The sequence below is a fragment of the Microbulbifer sp. SE14 genome, assembly GCF_059834885.1.
Window position 1 is genome coordinate 61,129 of sequence record NZ_JCBAJA010000026.1, and the last position, 16,172, is coordinate 77,300.

Below are 16,172 nucleotides of genomic sequence, written 5' to 3' on the forward strand. Positions count from 1 at the left end.
GGCAACTGCCGCGCTTTCTAATCAACTGGAGGTCAGGAGCCGTAGGCTTTTTCCCGCGCTTCCTGCAACCGCCTGCGCAGATACTCCTGCCGGCTCATGCCGTCGGGGAAGGAGTCCATCTGCTGCACCTCGCGCAGGATGCGCCTCTCCTCTTCCTTGTATTCGGCGAAGCCCGGCACATCCTCGTAGGGGTCGTATTCCTCGGCACTGCGGGTGGATTTCTGCCGGTATTCCTCCACCAGCTCCTGGGCCGCTGCATCGAACTCGGCCTTGCTGGCGCTATTGCGCTCCAGCCAGGCGAGCTTCAGTGCCATGGCCTCGTAGGCCATCATGCGCCCCTCGTCCTCGATGGATTCGATCAGCTGCCAGACCTCCTCACCGGTGAGATCACCGCTACCACCGGAAAAGTAATCCGACAGTGCCTGCTTATCCTTCTGTCGCTGGAAATAGGTCTGTACGCGCGGATCGGATAGCAGGTTCGCCAGTTCTTCGCGATCCGGCACTGGGACAGTGTCGCCCCTCTTCCCTATGGGAGCTTCAGTCCGGGGATTACCTGTAGGCTCGGGTGATGGAGAAGAGAGATATCGCCAAGTGGCGACGCTTGCGCCCAGGGTCAGGGCGATAACAACAGACAGCCGGATCTTATTATTCATTGTTGCCGCTTCCGCTATTGGAGGTAACGGAAACAGTGTATCCCGTGAGGGAGAATGCGCAAACTCACGCTTTGTCGGCATACAAATGTAGGGTCGGCCCATGGCCGCGATCGGATTCTGGCACCAGCTGCTACCCCGATCGCGGCCACGGGCCGCTCCTACAAGAATTCCGAAGCCCGGGTCCCCACAAGGGCTAAACCCAGTTCAACTTTTGCTCTTCGTCCTTGTCGGCGCAGGGAGTCATTTTCGGCGGCACGTAGCCCACCTGAGCCTCCGCCGGCAGGTTGCGCCGCTCCCAGTTGGCGACCGCTTCCGCGCACAGGTGGCGCTGCCGATCAGTCAGGGAGACACCGTTGGGCCATTTGCCCAGTTCGATGGCGCGCTTGAGGCTGCCGATAATCTGCGGATTGAGATTGTTGAGCAACTCTTCGAAGGACATGGCGGATACCCGGAATTACAAGCCATAAAAAAGGCCGGTCACAGACCGGCCTTCCTTTGCACTGGGCTGTCGGGGCTTACGCCTCGGCAGCTTCAGCCTCGTCGCCTTCAGCCAGGGGGCGATCCACCAGCTCGACGTAGGCCATCGGGGCCTTGTCGCCGGCGCGAAAGCCGCACTTCAGGATGCGGATGTAACCGCCCGGGCGGGCTTCGTAACGCGGACCCAGCTCGTCGAACAGCTTGCGCACGGCATCCTTGTCGCGGATGCGGGCGAAAGCCAGACGGCGGTTGGCGACACTGTCCTTCTTGGCCAGGGTGATCAGCGGCTCGGCGACGCGGCGCAGCTCCTTGGCTTTCGGCAGTGTGGTTTTGATCAGTTCGTGCTCAACCAGAGAAGCGGTCATGTTCTTGAACATGGCCTTGCGGTGAGCGCTGGTACGGCTGAATTTACGGCCACTATAGCGATGACGCATGACTCAATTCCTTACGACCTTTGTTGCTGTCTCAGCAAGTCGTTCTGGAGCGGTGTCTTCGGCACCGCTCGGGTTAATACTCAAATCTGCTTACAGGGGGCTCAGCTTGCTGTCGCCCTTGAGGCTGGCCGGCGGCCAGTTCTCCAGACGCATGCCCAGGGACAGACCGCGGGAGGCCAGCACGTCCTTGATTTCGGTCAGTGACTTCTTGCCCAGGTTCGGGGTCTTCAGCAGTTCTACTTCGGTGCGCTGAATCAGGTCGCCGATGTAGTAGATATTCTCTGCCTTCAGACAGTTGGCCGAACGCACGGTCAGTTCCAGGTCGTCCACCGGGCGCAGCAGCACCGGATCGACTTCCGGCTCCTCGGACTTCGGCTGGGCTTCCTTCTCGCCTTCCAGGTCCACGAATACTGCCAGCTGCTGCTGCAGGATTGTGGCGGCGCGGCGGATGGCCTCTTCCGGATCCAGGGTACCGTTGGTCTCCAGGTCCAGAACCAGCTTGTCCAGGTCGGTGCGCTGCTCCACACGCGCGGCTTCCACGCTGTAGGCCACGCGGCGAACCGGGCTGTAGGAGGCGTCCAGCTGCAAACGGCCGATCGCACGGGTCTCTTCCTCTTCATCGCGACGTGCGTCGGCGGGCTGGTAGCCGCGGCCGCGCGCCACTGTCAGACGCAGGCTGAGTTCCACGTCGCCGGTGATATTGGCGATCACGTGCTCGGGATTGACGATCTCGATATCGTGATCGACCTGAATGTCTCCAGCGGTCACCGCACCCGGGCCCTTCTTGCTCAGGCTCAGTACCGCCTGATCCTTGCCGTGCATGACAACGGCGATTTCCTTCAGGTTGAGCAGGATTTCAATTACGTCTTCCTGCACACCTTCGATCGCGCTGTACTCGTGCTCGACACCGTCGATCTCGACTTCGGTGACGGCGCAGCCCGGCATGGAGGACAGCAGGATGCGACGCAGTGCATTGCCCAGAGTGTGGCCGAAGCCGCGCTCCAGGGGCTCCAGAACCACCTTGGCGTGGTTCGGGGTGTACTCGGTGACGTCAATACGACGCGGTGTCAAAAACTCGTTGACAGCAGTCTGCATAGCCATACCTGTTTACAGTTGCATTCCTTAAAGTGGATAGGTCTTACTTGGAGTAGAGTTCCACGATAAGGTTTTCGTTGATCTCTGCCGGCAGATCCACGCGATCCGGAACGCGCTTGAAAGTGCCTTCCAGCTTGCTCGCGTTGACGTCTACCCACTCGACATCGCCACGCTGGGCGGCGAGGGAAACGGAATTCTGGATACGCAGCTGCTTCTTGGCCTTTTCGCGTATAGAAATGACATCGCCCTCTTTAACCTGGTAGGAGGGGATATTCACGGTGCTGCCGTTCACCAGAATCGCCTTGTGGGATACCAGCTGCCGCGCTTCGGAGCGGGTAGAGCCGAAGCCCATGCGGTAAACCACGTTGTCCAGGCGCTTCTCCAGCAGTTGCAGCAGGTTTTCACCGGTTGCACCCTTCAGGCGCGCCGCTTCCTTATAGTAGTTGCGGAACTGCTTTTCCAGTACGCCGTAGATGCGGCGGACTTTCTGCTTCTCACGCAGCTGTACACCGTAGTCGGACAGGCGGCCGCGGCCGGCGCCATGCTGACCGGGCTTGGCTTCCGCGCGACACTTGGAGTCGTGCGGGCGAACGCCGCTCTTCAGCTGCAGATCGGTACCTTCCCGACGGGAAAGCTTACATTTCGGTCCAATATAACGTGCCATTTTGTCAGCCCCCTCTTACACGCGACGTTTCTTGGGCGGACGACAACCATTGTGCGGGATCGGCGTCACGTCGGTGATGTTGGTGATCTTGTAGCCGCAGTTGTTCAGCGCGCGAACAGCGGATTCACGGCCGGGGCCGGGGCCCTTCACTTCTACGTCAAGGTTTTTCAGGCCGTATTCCTGAGCGGCAGTACCTGCGCGCTCGGCGGCAACCTGGGCTGCAAACGGCGTGCTCTTGCGAGAGCCGCGGAAACCGGAACCACCCGCGGTGGCCCAGCTGAGGGTATTACCCTGACGATCAGTGATCGTTACGATCGTGTTGTTGAACGATGCGTGGATGTGGGCAATACCGTCGACAACGGTCTTTTTGACCTTTTTGCGAACAGTAGTTTTTGGCTTAGCCATACCTGTATCCTAAATCCTGTATCAAATCCCCTGGCTGCAGGGGCTTGTTAAACCGCGATTGCGAGTCTTACTCGCCCAAACCTTACTTGCGGATGGGCTTGCGCGGACCCTTGCGGGTACGGGCATTGGTCTTGGTGCGCTGGCCGCGGAGCGGCAGGCTGCGACGGTGGCGCAGACCGCGGAAGCAACCCAGGTCCATCAGGCGTTTGATGTTCATGGATACTTCACGACGCAGGTCACCCTCGACGGTGAGCTTTGCAACTTCGCCGCGGATAGACTCGATCTGATCTTCGGACAGATCGCGGATTTTGGTGGATTCAGCGATACCAACCGCTGCCAAAATAGACTTGGCCGTGGTGCGACCGACCCCATAGATATGGGTCAGGGAGATCACGGCGTGCTTGTGGTCTGGTACATTGACACCAGCAATACGTGCCATAGAGGCATACTCCACGTATTGGGAGTCACTCGAATAAGCGTGTGACTCTGCTTTGAATTCGGCGCTGACAGCGACTAAAAAACCGGCGGCGCCACCAAAAAGGCGCGCAAGAATAGCTTTTCAGACACTAAATTGCAATAGCCCGCGCCCCCTCCGGTTGCCCGAAGAGGATGCGGACGACAGTCAACGCCCCCAGTTTGAGACCGCCAAGCAGTGACTTCTCGGTCTCCACCACTCGCCCGGGAGGGTTTGCGGTGTCGCCGGTAACCGCGGGGGTCGCGCTAACCGGCATATTCTTGCAAATTCTGCAGACGCGGCCGGAGGGCCGCTCCTGCAAGGGCCAAAGGCCCGGGGTTAGCCCTGACGCTGCTTGTGACGCGGCTCGGCGCTGCAGATTACCCGCAGAACACCCTTGCGACGCACAATTTTGCAGTTACGGCAGATCTTTTTAACAGAAGCGCGTACTTTCATGACCTTACCTCAATTCAATCAAACTGCGAGCGGGTGACGCGGTTAGCGACGACCGTAGCCTTGCAGGTTCGCTTTTTTCATCAGACCTTCGTACTGGTGTGACAACAGGTGCGACTGTACCTGTGCCATGAAGTCCATCACCACCACCACAACGATCAGCAGTGAAGTACCACCCAGATAGAAGGGTACGTTCAGTCCCACTACCAGGAACTGCGGCAGCAGGGATACCAGTGCGATATACACGGCACCCACCAGGGTCAGGCGAGTCAGCACGCTATCGATGTAGCGCGCTGTCTGCTCACCGGGGCGGATGCCGGGCACATAGGCACCGGATTTTTTCAGGTTGTCCGCCACTTCGTTCGGGTTGAACATCAACGCCGTGTAGAAGAAGCAGAAGAAACCGATCAACAGTGCGAACAGAATGATGTTCAGCGGCTGTCCAGGGCCCAGCTGCAGCGCCATCCACTGCAGTATCTGCGCGCCTATGCCCTCGCCGCCCTGGCCGAACCACTGTGCCAGGGTCGCCGGGAACAGCAGGATACTGCTGGCGAAGATCACCGGGATAACACCGGCCATATTCACCTTCAGCGGCAGGTGGCTCGACTGCGCAGCCGGGGCTGCGGAGTAGCGGCCGGCCTGGCGGCGGGCGTGGTTGATGGTGATGCGGCGCTGACCGCGCTCCATCACCACCACGAAGTAGACCACCGCCACGGCGACGAAACCGATGGCCAGCAGCAGCAGGATGTGCAGCTCACCCTGCCGCGCCTGTTCGAAAGCCTGGCCGATGGCACTGGGCAGGCCGGCGACGATACCGGCGAAGATCAGCATCGAGATACCGTTACCCACCCCGCGCTCGGTGATCTGCTCACCCAGCCACATCATGAACACGGCGCCAGTCACCAGGGACACCACGGCCACAAAGTAGAAACCGAAAGCCGGTTCCGCTGAGTAGGCCAGGTTCTGTCCGGCCAGACCGAAGGTCATGCCGATACCCTGGATCAGGGCCAGCACCACCGTCAGGTAGCGGGTGTACTGGTTGATCTTGCGCCGTCCGGCATCCCCCTCTTTCTTCAGTGCTTCCAGAGAGGGCGTCACCGCGGTCATCAGCTGCATGATGATGGACGCGGAGATGTAGGGCATGATGCCCAGCGCCAGAATACTCATACGCTCCAGAGCGCCGCCGGAGAACATGTTGAACAGCCCCAGGATGGTGCCCTGGTTCTGGTTAAACAGGTTCGACAGCTTTTCCGGGTCTATACCGGGCACCGGAATATGCGTTCCGACGCGATACACGAGAATCGCGAGGAACAGAAAACGAAGGCGAGCCCAGAGCTCGCCCAATCCCTTGCTGTTGCCCAGGGGATTTACACCGGATCCTGGTCGTGCCATTGGGGCCTCGATTAGTCTTCTACTTTACCGCCAGCAGCTTCGATGGCCGCTTTCGCACCCTTGGTGACGCCCAGACCCTTGACGGTTACCGCCTTGGCCAGCTCGCCGGACAGGAATACTTTGGCGCGTTTAATGTGGCTGCCGATAATATCGGCATTCTTCAGCGCTGCCAAATCGATTACGTCGGCATCCACCTTGGCCAGCTCCGCCAGGCGCACTTCCGCTACGAAACGGGAGACACGCGCGGTGAAACCGTACTTCGGCAGGCGCTTCTGCAGCGGCATCTGACCACCTTCGAAGCCCGGACGAACCTTGCCGCCGGAGCGGGATTTCTGGCCCTTGTGGCCGCGACCGCCGGTTTTACCCAGGCCGCTGCCGATACCGCGGCCAACGCGCTTGGCGCTGTGCTTGTGGCCTTCTGCGGGAGACAGTTCGTTCAAACGCATCTTATTCCCCCTCAACCTTAACCATATAGTTTACTTTGTTGATCATGCCGCGCACGGAGGGAGTGTCTTCCACTTCCACAGTGTGACCGATGCGGCGCAGGCCCAGACCCGCTACGCACGCCTGATGGTTCTTCAGGCGTCCGTGTACGCTTTTGGTCTGGGTGACTTTAATGGTCTTCTTAGCCATGGTCTTAACCCACTAATAACCTTTGGCCCGAGCCGCAATCAGCCCAGGATTTCTTCGACAGATTTACCGCGCTTGGCAGCGACGTCTTCCGGGCTCTGCATCTGCGCCAGAGCACTGAAGGTAGCGCGTACGACGTTCACCGGGTTGGTGGAGCCGTAACACTTGGCCAGCACGTTGTGTACGCCGGCCATTTCCAGTACGGAGCGCATGGCACCGCCGGCGATAACACCGGTACCCTGGGAGGCGGGCTGCATGTAAACCTTGGAGCCGCCGTGGCGACCGTTGGTGGCGTACTGAATGGTGTCACCGTTCAGATCCACCTGGATCATGTTGCGACGCGCAGCTTCCATCGCCTTCTGGATGGCAACCGGCACTTCGCGCGCCTTGCCGCGGCCGAAGCCGACGCGGCCGTTGCCGTCGCCGACCACAGTCAGTGCGGTGAAGGCGAAGATACGACCACCTTTAACAGTCTTGGCAACGCGATTGACCTGGACCAGCTTCTCCTGCAGGCCTTCGTCGTTGCTTTTGTCTTTCTCTCTAGCCATAACTCAACCCTTAGAATTTCAGACCGGCTTCGCGGGCAGCGTCAGCCAGAGCCTTGACGCGGCCGTGGTACTTAAAACCGCTGCGATCGAAGGCAACTTGTTCAACGCCGGCAGCCTTGGCGCGCTCGGCGATCAGCTTGCCAACCGCAGTAGCGGCATCGACGTTACCGGTTTTACCTGCGCGCAGGTCCTTGTCCAGGGTAGAGGCGGAAGCCAATACCTTGTTGCCTTCGGCAGACAGGATCTGTGCGTAAATGTGACGCGGCGTGCGGTTCACGGTCAGGCGAACGGCGCCCAGCTCGCGGATCTTGGCGCGGGCACGACGTGCACGACGCAAGCGAGATGCTTTCTTAACGTTCATATCTATGCCCTACTTACTTCTTCTTGGCCTCTTTGCGATACACGCGCTCGTCGGCGTAGCGGACACCCTTACCTTTGTAGGGCTCCGGCGGACGGAAGGCGCGGATCTCGGCGGCCACTTGGCCCAGCAGCTGTTTATTGCTGCTCTTGAGTACGATTTCAGTCTGGGACGGGGTTTCCGCAGTCACACCTTCCGGCAGCTGATAATCGATCGGGTGGGAGAAGCCCAGGGTCAGGTTTACGGTCTTACCGGACGCCTTAGCGCGGTAACCAACACCCAGCAACTGCAGCTTACGCTCGAAGCCCTGGCTGACACCTACCACCATGTTGTTGACCAGTGCGCGCGTGGTACCCGCCAGCGCCTTGGCCTGCTTGGAATTGTTGCGCGCCGCGAAAGTCAGCTGGCTGTCCGCCTCGCTCACTTCCACATCGCTGTGGATAACCATGCTCAGGTTACCGTTGCTGCCTTTTACGGCGATGTCCTGACCTTTCAGGTCAACGGTAACGCCGGCGGGGACTTTTACTGGATCATTTGCTACTCGAGACATACCAACCCCCGCTTAGAATACGGTGCAGAGCACTTCGCCACCGACACCGGCCTGGCGCGCAGCACGATCGGTCATCACACCCTTGGAGGTGGAAACGATCGCGATACCCAGACCACCGCGTACGGACGGCAGAGCTTTCTTGCCAGCGTAAGCGCGCAGGCCCGGACGGGATACACGACCCAGCTCGGCGATAACCGGCTTGCCCTGGAAGTACTTCAGGGAAATGGTCAGCGCCGGCTTGGCGTCTTCGCTTACGGTGTAATCGGTGATGTAGCCTTCGTCTTTCAGAACCTTGGCTACGGCCACTTTCAGTTTGGATGAAGGCAGGGTGACGTCCGCCTTTCCGCGAGCCAGGGCGTTGCGGATGCGGGTCAGCATATCTGCCAACGGATCTTGCATACTCATTTGTTACGACTCCTCAAGCCTTCTTACCAGCTGGATTTGACCAGGCCGGGCACATCACCACGCATGGCTGCTTCGCGCAGCTTGTTACGGCACAGGCCGAACTTGCGGTAGACAGCGTGGGGGCGACCAGTAATACGGCAGCGGCGTTGCTGGCGTACCGGGCTTGCATCGCGCGGCAGTTGTTGCAGCTTGAGCTGAGCCTCCCACTTCTCCTCATCGGAGGCAGTGGTACTGGCGATGATCGCCTTCAGCTCTGCGCGCTTCTGCGCGAACTTAGCTGCGGTTCGAGCGCGCTTGTCTTCGCGCGCAATCATGGATTTCTTCGCCATGGAATCCTCTTAACCCTTGAACGGGAAGTTAAACGCTTTCAGCAGCGCGCGACCTTGGTCGTCGTTAGCCGCTGTAGTGGTAATACAAATATCCAGACCGCGGATCTTGTCTACTTTGTCGTAGTCGATTTCCGGGAAGATGATTTGCTCGGTCACACCCATAGAGAAGTTGCCGCGGCCGTCGAACTGCTTCGGGCTGATACCACGAAAGTCGCGGATACGCGGGATCGCGATGTCGACCAGACGCTCCAGGAATTCGTACATGCGCTCACCGCGCAAAGTCACCTTGCAGCCGATCGGCCAACCGTCACGGATCTTAAAGCCCGCAATAGACTTGCGCGCCTTGGTGATAATGGGTTTTTGACCAGTAATTGCCGTCATGTCATCGACGGCGTGCTCCAGTACCTTTTTGTCACCAACAGCCTCACCAACACCCATGTTGATGGTGATCTTGGTGATGCGCGGCACTGCCATCACATTGTCGAGCCCCAGCTCTTCTTTCAGCTTGGGCGCGAGTTCTTTCGTGTAGAGCTCTTTTAGCTTTGCCATGATCTACCAAACCTTTTTGCGGCTACCATTTCTGCGCCTAAAGCCTTAGATGGCTTCGCCGCTGGATTTGAAGACGCGAATCTTAGTGCCGTCTTCCAGTACTTTAAAGCCTACCCGGTCAGCCTTCTGGGTGTTGGGATTGAAGATGGCCACGTTGGAAGCCTGGATTGCAGCCTCCTTCTCAACGATGCCACCGGCAACGCCCAACTGGGGGTTCGGCTTCTGATGTTTTTTGATCATCTGCACGCCGGCAACAATCAGGCGGCCATCGTTCAGCACTTTGCGTACTGTTCCGCGCTTGCCTTTGTCGCGACCGGCGATAACGATCACTTCGTCGTCACGCTTGATCTTGCGCATAACTCTATCTCTCCGCTTTGGGCTTAGATAACTTCCGGTGCCAGCGAGATGATCTTCATGAACTTCTCACCGCGCAGCTCGCGAGTTACCGGGCCAAAAATACGGGTGCCAACCGGCGCCAGTTGCTGGTTCAGCAGTACCGCTGCGTTATCGTCAAATTTGATCAGGGATCCGTCCGCGCGACGCACACCCTTCTTGGTGCGGACCACAACGGCGTTCATTACCTGACCCTTCTTCACTTTACCGCGGGGGATGGCTTCCTTAACGGTCACCTTGATAATGTCGCCCACGCCGGCGTAACGACGATGGGAGCCGCCCAGCACCTTGATGCACATGACGCGGCGAGCCCCACTGTTGTCAGCTACTTCTAAGTAGGATTCAGCTTGAATCATTGTCTCTCTCCGAAAACCTTAAATCCGGCCTTCAATGCGCTAGGGCTTAGACCTTCGCCGCACGCTCTACAATTTTCTGCAAAGCCCAGGATTTGCTCTTGGACAGCGGACGGGACTCTTCGATAGTGACAACATCACCGATGCTGCAATCGTTGTTCTCGTCGTGCGCCTTGAGCTTGGTGGACTTGCTCACGATTTTGCCGTAGATCGGGTGCTTAACACGGCGCTCGATCAAAACGGTGATGGTTTTATCCATCTTGTCACTCACAACCTTGCCGGTCAGAGTACGCTTCAGTTTTGCTTCTGCCATGATTAATTACCTGCCACTTCTTGTGCTGCTTTTTGGGTCAACACAGTCTTGATGCGAGCAATGTCGCGACGAGTCTGCTTCAGCAGATGAGTCTGAGTCAGCTGACCGGTGGACTTTTGCATGCGAAGCTTGAACTGAGCCTCGAGCTGGTTCAGCAGTTCCTGGTTCAGCTCTTCAACTGACTTTTCGCGTAGATCTGCAGTCTTCATTACATCACCGAACGCTTAACGAAAGTTGTCTTTACAGGCAGCTTGGCCGCGGCGAGCTCGAAAGCCTCGCGAGCCAGATCTTCGGACACACCCTCCATCTCGTAGAGGACCTTGCCCGGCTGGATCTGAGCCACCCAGTATTCAACGCCACCTTTACCTTTACCCATACGAACTTCGAGGGGCTTGTTGGTAATGGGCTTGTCCGGAAACACGCGAATCCAGATCTTACCGCCACGCTTAACGTGACGAGTCATTGCGCGACGAGCCGCTTCGATCTGGCGCGCAGTAATGCGACCGCGACCGATGGCCTTGAGGCCGAACTCGCCAAAGCTCACTTTAGAGCCGCGCTGGGAAAGACCGCGGTTGCGACCCTTCTGTACCTTGCGGAATTTTGTACGCTTTGGTTGCAGCATCTGCGTACCCCTTATTTAGCAGCTTTCTTGCGGGTCTTTGCCGGCTTCTCATCGGGCATTTCGTCGCCGATGACTTCGCCTTTGAAGATCCAGACCTTGATACCGATGATGCCGTAAGTGGTCATCGCTTCAGCAGTGGCGTAGTCGATATTCGCGCGCAGGGTGTGCAGCGGCACACGGCCTTCGCGATACCACTCGGTACGGGCGATTTCCGCACCACCGAGACGGCCACTTACCTGAATCTTGATGCCTTCGGCACCCTGACGCATGGCGTTCTGCACGGCGCGCTTCATGGCGCGACGGAACATCACGCGGCGCTCCAGTTGCTGGGCGACGTTCTGGCCAACCAGAGCGGCGTCCAGGTCCGGCTTGCGCACTTCTTCTATATCGATGTGCACCGGCACGCCCATCTGCGCGCTGACTTCGTTGCGCAGACGCTCTACGTCTTCACCTTTTTTACCGATCACGATGCCGGGGCGGGCGGTATGAATGGTCACACGCGCAGTGTTGGCCGGGCGCTCGATTTCGATACGGCTCACAGAAGCGTGGGCCAGCTTTTTGCGAATGTATTCGCGAACTTTCAGATCCGTGTACAGCTTGTCTGCGTACTCGTCGCTGCCGGCATACCAAACAGAGGTATGCTTTTTAACGATACCCAGACGAATGCCGGTAGGATGTACTTTTTGTCCCATGGTTTTCTCGCCTGCTCTCTTATTTCTCGGCCACTTTCACAGTGATGTGACAAGTACGCTTAAGAATGCGGTCAGCACGACCCTTGGCGCGCGGCTTGATGCGCTTCATGGTCATACCTTCATCCACGAAAATCGTGGAAACCTTCAGCTCGTCAACGTCGGCACCTTCGTTGTGCTCGGCGTTGGCGATGGCCGACTCCAATACCTTCTTTACGACCGCCGCGCCCTTCTTGTTGCTGAACGCCAGAATATCCAGGGCCTCTTCAACACCCTTACCGCGAATCTGGTCAGCGACCAGGCGCGCTTTCTGCGCGGACAGACGAGCACCGCGTAATTTTGCTGCTACTTCCATCTCACTAACCTCGGCTTAGCGCTTCTTCGCTTTCTTGTCCGCAGCGTGACCGCGGTAGGTGCGGGTAGCGGCGAACTCGCCCAGCTTGTGACCAACCATTTCTTCGTTGACCAGCACGGGCACGTGTTGACGACCGTTGTGCACGGCAATCGTCAGTCCAACCATTTCCGGCATAATCATGGAACGGCGGGACCAGGTTTTAATCGGTCGACGATCATTGGCTGCGATCGCCGCCTCCACCTTCTTGATCAGATGCAGATCAATAAAGGGACCTTTCTTTAATGAGCGTGGCACTTTTGATTCCTCTCTAGCTGCTCACACATCGCACGACTGCTCTCTAATTACTTGCCGCGGCGACGTACAATCATCTTGTCGGTGCGCTTGTTCTTGCGCGTTTTCTTGCCCTTGGTGGGCACGCCCCACGGAGTAACCGGGTGACGGCCACCGGAGGTACGGCCTTCACCACCACCGTGCGGGTGATCCACCGGGTTCATCGCCACACCGCGAACGGTCGGGCGAACACCGCGCCAGCGCTTGGCACCAGCTTTACCCAGCTTGCGCAGGCTGTGCTCGGAGTTGCTCACCTCACCCAGGGTGGCGCGGCACTCGGACAGAACCTTGCGCATTTCACCGGAGCGCAGGCGGATGGTCGCGTACTGACCTTCACGCGCCACCAGCTGCACAGAGGCACCGGCGGAGCGGGCCAGCTGGGCACCCTTGCCCGGCTTCAGCTCAACACCGTGGATCACAGAACCCACCGGGATGTTGCGCAGCGGCAGTGTGTTGCCCACAACGATCGGCGCGGCGTCGCCGGATTGCACAGTGGCACCGGCTTTCAGGCCTTTCGGCGCGATGATATAGCGACGCTCGCCGTCTGCGTAGCAGACCAGGGCGATGTGTGCACTGCGGTTCGGATCGTACTCCAAGCGTTCAACTTTGGCCGGGATACCGTCCTTGTTGCGCTTGAAGTCGACAACGCGGTAGTGCTGCTTGTGACCACCACCGATGTGACGGGTGGTGATACGGCCAGCATTGTTGCGGCCACCGCTTTTGCTCTTGCTCTCTACCAGAGGCGCGTAGGGCGCACCCTTGTGCAGGTCGGGGTTAACAACCTTGACCAGGTGGCGACGGCCGGCGGAGGTCGGTTTTGCTTTTACAATTGCCATTGTAACTGTCCCCTTTACTCAGCAGCTTCAAAGTTGATGTCGCTGCCTTCGGCCAGGCGAACGTAGGCTTTTTTCCAGTCGTTGCGACGGCCAACGCCGTAGCGGGTACGCTTGGTTTTGCCCTTCACGTTCACGGTGCGAACCTGCTCAACGGAAACGTTGAACAGTTTTTCTACCGCAGCCTTGATTTCGGCTTTATCGGCGTCGGTGGTGACCTTGAAAACCACCTGGTTGGCGGAATCCGCCAGCACAGCAGCCTTTTCGGAAATTACCGGGCCCAGCAGTACTTTGTAGAGTCGCTCTTGGTTCATCCCAGCACCTCTTCAATTTTCTTGAGCGCAGAAACGGTAACCACGACCTTGTCAAAGCGAATCAGGCTTACCGGATCGATGCCCTGCACGTCACGGACGTCGATCTTGTGCAGGTTGCGTGCGGCCAGGTAGAGGTTTTCGCTCACCTCTTCGGTCACGATCAGCGCATCTACCAGATCGAACTGAGCCAGCTTGCTCACCAACTGCTTGGTCTTGGGCGCCTCCACATCGAAGGACTCGACTACGACCAAACGTTCCTGACGGGCCAGCTCGGACAGAATGCAGCGCAGGGCGGCGCGGTACATTTTCTTGTTCAGCTTGACGCTGTGATCGCGCGGCTCAGCGGCAAAGGTTACACCGCCGGAGCGCCACAGCGGGCTGCGGATGGTACCGGCGCGGGCGCGACCTGTACCTTTTTGACGCCAGGGCTTCTTCCCGCCACCGGAAACATCAGCGCGATTCTTCTGCGCCTTGGTACCCTGGCGGGCGCCGGCCATGTAGGCCACGACCGCCTGGTGCACCAGGTCTTGATTGAATTCACGACCGAAAGTCACTTCAGAGACAGCTACAGTGCCTTTGGCGCCTTCGGGAGTAGCGATATTCAGTTCCATATCTATTTCCCCTCAGACTTAGGCTTTTACTGCCGGACGAACAATGACGTTGCCGCCGGGCGCACCGGGAACAGCACCCTTCACCAGCAGCAGATTGCGCTCGGCGTCGACACGAACCACTTCCAGGTTCTGCACGGTTACGCGCTCGGCACCCATATGACCGGCCATTTTCTTGCCTTTCCACACGCGACCGGGAGTCTGGCACTGGCCGATAGAACCGGGAGCGCGGTGAGACAGGGAGTTACCGTGGGTTGCGTCCTGGGTGCGGAAGTTCCAGCGCTTAACACCGCCCTGAAAACCTTTACCCTTGGAAGTGCCGGTTACGTCGATCTTCTGGCCGGCCTCAAAGCCGGAAACAGTGATCTCAGAACCGATTTCGAAAGCCTCGTCAGAACCGTCAGTGCGCAGTTCGAAGAGAGCAGTGCCAGCCTCTACATTGGCTTTGGCGAAGTGGCCCGCCTGGGGCTTGGAGACACGGGAAACCTTGCGATTGCCCACGGTTACCTGAACCGCCGCATAGCCATCGGTTTCCACAGTTTTCACCTGGGTGACGCGATTCGGAGCTACCTCGATAACAGTTACCGGGATAGAAGCGCCATCTTCGGTGAAGATGCGAGTCATGCCGCTCTTGCGGCCGACAATACCTATAGTCATCTTTTCAACCTCTCAGTGCACGGGGCTTTAACCCACTGCGGCCGCCCAGTTTCAGAGCGTTACACTACCCGGACCTTTTTCGCCCGGGATTCGGTAGTTAATTGAAAGAGTTAGCCGAGACTGATCTGAACCTCAACACCGGCCGCCAGATCGAGCTTCATCAGCGCGTCGACGGTCTTCTCGGTGGGCTCGACGATGTCCAGCAAACGCTTGTGGGTACGAATCTCGTACTGGTCGCGCGCGTCCTTGTTGACGTGCGGGGAGATCAGCACGGTGTACTTCTCTTTGCGAGTCGGCAGCGGGATGGGACCGCGAACCTGGGCGCCAGTGCGCTTGGCCGTCTCGACGATCTCCTGGGTAGACGTGTCAATCAGCTTGTGATCGAACGCCTTCAGGCGAATTCGGATGCGTTGACCCTGCATGGAATCAAACTCCAACTTGAAAACTAAAGAACGCCCTTTTACGCAACCCCGAGGGCGGGCGAAAAGGAGCGCGAATTCTAATGGTCGCCAACAACCCTGTCAACCGGGAACCCCGGTTTAATTTGCGACTTCCGGCGGGCGCGAAACTACACTTTGGGTATTGGCAGCAGTAGGAGGTACCGAGCCATGACCATAGCCGCCAGAGTCAGTCAGTATTTGCGCGACCAGTCGGTCGACTACCAGCTGGTACAGCACCCTCACAGTGCCACCAGCCGCGAGAGCGCCCACGCCGCCCATGTGCGGGAAGATCAGGTGGCCAAGGCCATCCTGCTGAAGGATGACGAGGGCTATGTGCTGGCCGTGATCCCGGCCAGCAGCAGCCTCGACATGCGGGCCCTGCACGACGAGACGGGGCGCAATCACCTGGAAATGGTACCCGAGGACGAGCTGGGTCGCGTCTTCCCCGACTGCGAGCTGGGCGCCCTGCCGCCGCTGGGACAGGCCTACGGCGTCACCACCCTGCTCGACAGCAGCCTGCGCCACCGCGACACCGTCTACTTTGAGGCCGGCGACCACGAGGAGCTGGTGGAAATGGACGGCTCGCGCTTTGCGAAGTTGTTTTCCGGCAGCCGCAGCTGCGATCTAAGCAAAGACTGGCCGTAAACAACAGGGCGAGAGTCAGGATGCCGACTCCCGAAAACGGGAGAATGCGTATAGCACCAGCAAAAAAGCCGCAGAGTTTCCACTGCGGCTTTTCATTCAGATCAGGAGTAGGGATTACTCGATGATCTTGGCAACAACGCCGGCGCCAACGGTACGGCCGCCTTCGCGGATCGCGAAGCGCAGACCTTCTTCCATGGCGATCGGGGCGATCAGGGTAACGGTCA

Annotated in this window: 32 protein-coding genes; 1 reads left to right on the plus strand and 31 read right to left on the minus strand. The window is 58.6% G+C overall.

Annotation, left to right across the window (positions count from 1 at the left end):
* Window positions 1-32: 32 nt before the first annotated feature.
* The 30 genes from AC6R19_RS17100 to rpsJ all read right to left on the minus strand — a co-directional run bounded on the left by AC6R19_RS17100 (window position 33) and on the right by rpsJ (window position 15,285).
* Window positions 33-503: a hypothetical protein gene (locus AC6R19_RS17100; protein WP_500581063.1), complete on the minus strand. Its 471-nt coding sequence runs from the start codon at window positions 501-503 to the stop codon at window positions 33-35.
* Between the two features lie 343 nt (window positions 504-846).
* On the minus strand, window positions 847-1,092 hold the full coding sequence (locus AC6R19_RS17105; protein WP_500581064.1) for a DUF1315 family protein: 246 nt from the start codon (window positions 1,090-1,092) through the stop codon (window positions 847-849).
* A gap of 76 nt (window positions 1,093-1,168) precedes the next feature.
* Window positions 1,169-1,564: a 50S ribosomal protein L17 gene (gene rplQ, locus AC6R19_RS17110; RefSeq protein ID WP_500581065.1), complete on the minus strand. Its 396-nt coding sequence runs from the start codon at window positions 1,562-1,564 to the stop codon at window positions 1,169-1,171.
* Between the two features lie 90 nt (window positions 1,565-1,654).
* Entirely contained in the window at window positions 1,655-2,659 is a 1,005-nt protein-coding gene (locus AC6R19_RS17115; protein WP_500581066.1) for a DNA-directed RNA polymerase subunit alpha, read from the minus strand.
* A gap of 43 nt (window positions 2,660-2,702) precedes the next feature.
* Window positions 2,703-3,323 carry a 30S ribosomal protein S4 gene (rpsD, locus tag AC6R19_RS17120; RefSeq protein WP_500581067.1) on the minus strand — a complete coding sequence of 207 codons (621 nt, stop codon included), beginning with the start codon at window positions 3,321-3,323 and terminating at the stop codon, window positions 2,703-2,705.
* 15 nt (window positions 3,324-3,338) lie between these two features.
* Window positions 3,339-3,728, minus strand: coding sequence for a 30S ribosomal protein S11 (gene rpsK / locus AC6R19_RS17125; RefSeq protein ID WP_020411406.1), 390 nt, complete (start codon window positions 3,726-3,728; stop codon window positions 3,339-3,341).
* Window positions 3,729-3,810: 82 nt separating this feature from the next.
* Window positions 3,811-4,167: a 30S ribosomal protein S13 gene (gene rpsM, locus AC6R19_RS17130; RefSeq protein ID WP_500581068.1), complete on the minus strand. Its 357-nt coding sequence runs from the start codon at window positions 4,165-4,167 to the stop codon at window positions 3,811-3,813.
* A gap of 354 nt (window positions 4,168-4,521) precedes the next feature.
* Window positions 4,522-4,638 (minus strand): 50S ribosomal protein L36, encoded by a 117-nt coding sequence (gene rpmJ, locus AC6R19_RS17135; protein WP_010133825.1) that lies wholly within the window; start codon window positions 4,636-4,638, stop codon window positions 4,522-4,524.
* Between the two features lie 42 nt (window positions 4,639-4,680).
* A complete protein-coding gene (secY, locus tag AC6R19_RS17140; RefSeq protein ID WP_500581069.1) occupies window positions 4,681-6,027 on the minus strand; it encodes a preprotein translocase subunit SecY in 1,347 nt (448 codons plus the stop codon).
* Between the two features lie 11 nt (window positions 6,028-6,038).
* Window positions 6,039-6,473 (minus strand): 50S ribosomal protein L15, encoded by a 435-nt coding sequence (gene rplO / locus AC6R19_RS17145; RefSeq protein WP_500581070.1) that lies wholly within the window; start codon window positions 6,471-6,473, stop codon window positions 6,039-6,041.
* 1 nt (window position 6,474) lies between these two features.
* Window positions 6,475-6,660: a 50S ribosomal protein L30 gene (rpmD, locus tag AC6R19_RS17150; RefSeq protein ID WP_500581071.1), complete on the minus strand. Its 186-nt coding sequence runs from the start codon at window positions 6,658-6,660 to the stop codon at window positions 6,475-6,477.
* 38 nt (window positions 6,661-6,698) lie between these two features.
* Window positions 6,699-7,205 carry a 30S ribosomal protein S5 gene (rpsE, locus tag AC6R19_RS17155; protein WP_500581072.1) on the minus strand — a complete coding sequence of 169 codons (507 nt, stop codon included), beginning with the start codon at window positions 7,203-7,205 and terminating at the stop codon, window positions 6,699-6,701.
* Window positions 7,206-7,215: 10 nt separating this feature from the next.
* A complete protein-coding gene (gene rplR, locus AC6R19_RS17160; protein ID WP_500581073.1) occupies window positions 7,216-7,566 on the minus strand; it encodes a 50S ribosomal protein L18 in 351 nt (116 codons plus the stop codon).
* Between the two features lie 13 nt (window positions 7,567-7,579).
* Window positions 7,580-8,113, minus strand: a complete 534-nt coding sequence (gene rplF, locus AC6R19_RS17165) for a 50S ribosomal protein L6 (protein ID WP_500581074.1) — start codon at window positions 8,111-8,113, stop codon at window positions 7,580-7,582.
* 12 nt (window positions 8,114-8,125) lie between these two features.
* Window positions 8,126-8,518, minus strand: coding sequence for a 30S ribosomal protein S8 (rpsH, locus tag AC6R19_RS17170; RefSeq protein ID WP_500581075.1), 393 nt, complete (start codon window positions 8,516-8,518; stop codon window positions 8,126-8,128).
* A gap of 23 nt (window positions 8,519-8,541) precedes the next feature.
* Window positions 8,542-8,847, minus strand: a complete 306-nt coding sequence (rpsN, locus tag AC6R19_RS17175; protein WP_500581076.1) for a 30S ribosomal protein S14 — start codon at window positions 8,845-8,847, stop codon at window positions 8,542-8,544.
* Between the two features lie 9 nt (window positions 8,848-8,856).
* Window positions 8,857-9,396 carry a 50S ribosomal protein L5 gene (gene rplE / locus AC6R19_RS17180; RefSeq protein WP_500581077.1) on the minus strand — a complete coding sequence of 180 codons (540 nt, stop codon included), beginning with the start codon at window positions 9,394-9,396 and terminating at the stop codon, window positions 8,857-8,859.
* A gap of 45 nt (window positions 9,397-9,441) precedes the next feature.
* Window positions 9,442-9,753 (minus strand): 50S ribosomal protein L24, encoded by a 312-nt coding sequence (rplX, locus tag AC6R19_RS17185; protein ID WP_500581078.1) that lies wholly within the window; start codon window positions 9,751-9,753, stop codon window positions 9,442-9,444.
* 23 nt (window positions 9,754-9,776) lie between these two features.
* Entirely contained in the window at window positions 9,777-10,145 is a 369-nt protein-coding gene (gene rplN, locus AC6R19_RS17190) for a 50S ribosomal protein L14 (protein WP_067151032.1), read from the minus strand.
* 46 nt (window positions 10,146-10,191) lie between these two features.
* Window positions 10,192-10,455: a 30S ribosomal protein S17 gene (gene rpsQ / locus AC6R19_RS17195; RefSeq protein WP_020411393.1), complete on the minus strand. Its 264-nt coding sequence runs from the start codon at window positions 10,453-10,455 to the stop codon at window positions 10,192-10,194.
* Window positions 10,456-10,457: 2 nt separating this feature from the next.
* Complete coding sequence (gene rpmC, locus AC6R19_RS17200; protein ID WP_500581079.1) at window positions 10,458-10,664, minus strand: 50S ribosomal protein L29; 207 nt, start codon at window positions 10,662-10,664, stop codon at window positions 10,458-10,460.
* Window positions 10,664-11,077, minus strand: a complete 414-nt coding sequence (rplP, locus tag AC6R19_RS17205; RefSeq protein WP_073277504.1) for a 50S ribosomal protein L16 — start codon at window positions 11,075-11,077, stop codon at window positions 10,664-10,666. Before rplP ends, rpmC begins: the two co-directional genes overlap by 1 nt.
* A gap of 11 nt (window positions 11,078-11,088) precedes the next feature.
* On the minus strand, window positions 11,089-11,769 hold the full coding sequence (gene rpsC, locus AC6R19_RS17210; protein WP_500581080.1) for a 30S ribosomal protein S3: 681 nt from the start codon (window positions 11,767-11,769) through the stop codon (window positions 11,089-11,091).
* 19 nt (window positions 11,770-11,788) lie between these two features.
* Window positions 11,789-12,121, minus strand: a complete 333-nt coding sequence (gene rplV / locus AC6R19_RS17215) for a 50S ribosomal protein L22 (protein ID WP_500581081.1) — start codon at window positions 12,119-12,121, stop codon at window positions 11,789-11,791.
* 15 nt (window positions 12,122-12,136) lie between these two features.
* Window positions 12,137-12,415, minus strand: a complete 279-nt coding sequence (gene rpsS / locus AC6R19_RS17220) for a 30S ribosomal protein S19 (protein WP_069946924.1) — start codon at window positions 12,413-12,415, stop codon at window positions 12,137-12,139.
* 47 nt (window positions 12,416-12,462) lie between these two features.
* Entirely contained in the window at window positions 12,463-13,287 is an 825-nt protein-coding gene (gene rplB, locus AC6R19_RS17225; RefSeq protein ID WP_500581082.1) for a 50S ribosomal protein L2, read from the minus strand.
* A 14-nt stretch (window positions 13,288-13,301) separates the two neighbouring features.
* On the minus strand, window positions 13,302-13,598 hold the full coding sequence (rplW, locus tag AC6R19_RS17230) for a 50S ribosomal protein L23 (RefSeq protein ID WP_500581083.1): 297 nt from the start codon (window positions 13,596-13,598) through the stop codon (window positions 13,302-13,304).
* A complete protein-coding gene (gene rplD / locus AC6R19_RS17235; RefSeq protein WP_500581084.1) occupies window positions 13,595-14,209 on the minus strand; it encodes a 50S ribosomal protein L4 in 615 nt (204 codons plus the stop codon). Before rplD ends, rplW begins: the two co-directional genes overlap by 4 nt.
* 18 nt (window positions 14,210-14,227) lie before the next feature.
* Window positions 14,228-14,863 carry a 50S ribosomal protein L3 gene (gene rplC / locus AC6R19_RS17240; RefSeq protein ID WP_500581085.1) on the minus strand — a complete coding sequence of 212 codons (636 nt, stop codon included), beginning with the start codon at window positions 14,861-14,863 and terminating at the stop codon, window positions 14,228-14,230.
* A 110-nt stretch (window positions 14,864-14,973) separates the two neighbouring features.
* Window positions 14,974-15,285, minus strand: a complete 312-nt coding sequence (gene rpsJ, locus AC6R19_RS17245) for a 30S ribosomal protein S10 (protein WP_066967210.1) — start codon at window positions 15,283-15,285, stop codon at window positions 14,974-14,976.
* 186 nt (window positions 15,286-15,471) lie between these two features.
* On the opposite strand from rpsJ, the gene AC6R19_RS17250 reads away from it, so the two are divergent.
* A complete protein-coding gene (locus AC6R19_RS17250) occupies window positions 15,472-15,948 on the plus strand; it encodes an aminoacyl-tRNA deacylase (protein WP_500581086.1) in 477 nt (158 codons plus the stop codon).
* A 114-nt stretch (window positions 15,949-16,062) separates the two neighbouring features.
* Here AC6R19_RS17250 and AC6R19_RS17255 read toward each other — a convergent pair.
* A partial coding sequence (locus tag AC6R19_RS17255) for an EF-Tu C-terminal domain-related protein (protein WP_500581089.1) occupies window positions 16,063-16,172 on the minus strand: 110 nt, incomplete at its 5' end.

What these genes read in the sequence shown, in the direction of transcription:
- AC6R19_RS17105 (WP_500581064.1), bottom strand. Translation starts at nt 1,092, where the DNA reads ATGTCCTTCGAAGAGTTGCTCAACAATCTCAATCCGCAGATTATCGGC.
- rplQ (WP_500581065.1), bottom strand. Translation starts at nt 1,564, where the DNA reads ATGCGTCATCGCTATAGTGGCCGTAAATTCAGCCGTACCAGCGCTCAC.
- AC6R19_RS17115 (WP_500581066.1), bottom strand. Translation starts at nt 2,659, where the DNA reads ATGCAGACTGCTGTCAACGAGTTTTTGACACCGCGTCGTATTGACGTC.
- rpsD (WP_500581067.1), bottom strand. Translation starts at nt 3,323, where the DNA reads ATGGCACGTTATATTGGACCGAAATGTAAGCTTTCCCGTCGGGAAGGT.
- rpsK (WP_020411406.1), bottom strand. Translation starts at nt 3,728, where the DNA reads ATGGCTAAGCCAAAAACTACTGTTCGCAAAAAGGTCAAAAAGACCGTT.
- rpsM (WP_500581068.1), bottom strand. Translation starts at nt 4,167, where the DNA reads ATGGCACGTATTGCTGGTGTCAATGTACCAGACCACAAGCACGCCGTG.
- rpmJ (WP_010133825.1), bottom strand. Translation starts at nt 4,638, where the DNA reads ATGAAAGTACGCGCTTCTGTTAAAAAGATCTGCCGTAACTGCAAAATT.
- secY (WP_500581069.1), bottom strand. Translation starts at nt 6,027, where the DNA reads ATGGCACGACCAGGATCCGGTGTAAATCCCCTGGGCAACAGCAAGGGA.
- rplO (WP_500581070.1), bottom strand. Translation starts at nt 6,473, where the DNA reads ATGCGTTTGAACGAACTGTCTCCCGCAGAAGGCCACAAGCACAGCGCC.
- rpmD (WP_500581071.1), bottom strand. Translation starts at nt 6,660, where the DNA reads ATGGCTAAGAAGACCATTAAAGTCACCCAGACCAAAAGCGTACACGGA.
- rpsE (WP_500581072.1), bottom strand. Translation starts at nt 7,205, where the DNA reads ATGGCTAGAGAGAAAGACAAAAGCAACGACGAAGGCCTGCAGGAGAAG.
- rplR (WP_500581073.1), bottom strand. Translation starts at nt 7,566, where the DNA reads ATGAACGTTAAGAAAGCATCTCGCTTGCGTCGTGCACGTCGTGCCCGC.
- rplF (WP_500581074.1), bottom strand. Translation starts at nt 8,113, where the DNA reads ATGTCTCGAGTAGCAAATGATCCAGTAAAAGTCCCCGCCGGCGTTACC.
- rpsH (WP_500581075.1), bottom strand. Translation starts at nt 8,518, where the DNA reads ATGAGTATGCAAGATCCGTTGGCAGATATGCTGACCCGCATCCGCAAC.
- rpsN (WP_500581076.1), bottom strand. Translation starts at nt 8,847, where the DNA reads ATGGCGAAGAAATCCATGATTGCGCGCGAAGACAAGCGCGCTCGAACC.
- rplE (WP_500581077.1), bottom strand. Translation starts at nt 9,396, where the DNA reads ATGGCAAAGCTAAAAGAGCTCTACACGAAAGAACTCGCGCCCAAGCTG.
- rplX (WP_500581078.1), bottom strand. Translation starts at nt 9,753, where the DNA reads ATGCGCAAGATCAAGCGTGACGACGAAGTGATCGTTATCGCCGGTCGC.
- rplN (WP_067151032.1), bottom strand. Translation starts at nt 10,145, where the DNA reads ATGATTCAAGCTGAATCCTACTTAGAAGTAGCTGACAACAGTGGGGCT.
- rpsQ (WP_020411393.1), bottom strand. Translation starts at nt 10,455, where the DNA reads ATGGCAGAAGCAAAACTGAAGCGTACTCTGACCGGCAAGGTTGTGAGT.
- rpmC (WP_500581079.1), bottom strand. Translation starts at nt 10,664, where the DNA reads ATGAAGACTGCAGATCTACGCGAAAAGTCAGTTGAAGAGCTGAACCAG.
- rplP (WP_073277504.1), bottom strand. Translation starts at nt 11,077, where the DNA reads ATGCTGCAACCAAAGCGTACAAAATTCCGCAAGGTACAGAAGGGTCGC.
- rpsC (WP_500581080.1), bottom strand. Translation starts at nt 11,769, where the DNA reads ATGGGACAAAAAGTACATCCTACCGGCATTCGTCTGGGTATCGTTAAA.
- rplV (WP_500581081.1), bottom strand. Translation starts at nt 12,121, where the DNA reads ATGGAAGTAGCAGCAAAATTACGCGGTGCTCGTCTGTCCGCGCAGAAA.
- rplB (WP_500581082.1), bottom strand. Translation starts at nt 13,287, where the DNA reads ATGGCAATTGTAAAAGCAAAACCGACCTCCGCCGGCCGTCGCCACCTG.
- rplW (WP_500581083.1), bottom strand. Translation starts at nt 13,598, where the DNA reads ATGAACCAAGAGCGACTCTACAAAGTACTGCTGGGCCCGGTAATTTCC.
- rplD (WP_500581084.1), bottom strand. Translation starts at nt 14,209, where the DNA reads ATGGAACTGAATATCGCTACTCCCGAAGGCGCCAAAGGCACTGTAGCT.
- rplC (WP_500581085.1), bottom strand. Translation starts at nt 14,863, where the DNA reads ATGACTATAGGTATTGTCGGCCGCAAGAGCGGCATGACTCGCATCTTC.
- rpsJ (WP_066967210.1), bottom strand. Translation starts at nt 15,285, where the DNA reads ATGCAGGGTCAACGCATCCGAATTCGCCTGAAGGCGTTCGATCACAAG.
- AC6R19_RS17250 (WP_500581086.1), top strand. Translation starts at nt 15,472, where the DNA reads ATGACCATAGCCGCCAGAGTCAGTCAGTATTTGCGCGACCAGTCGGTC.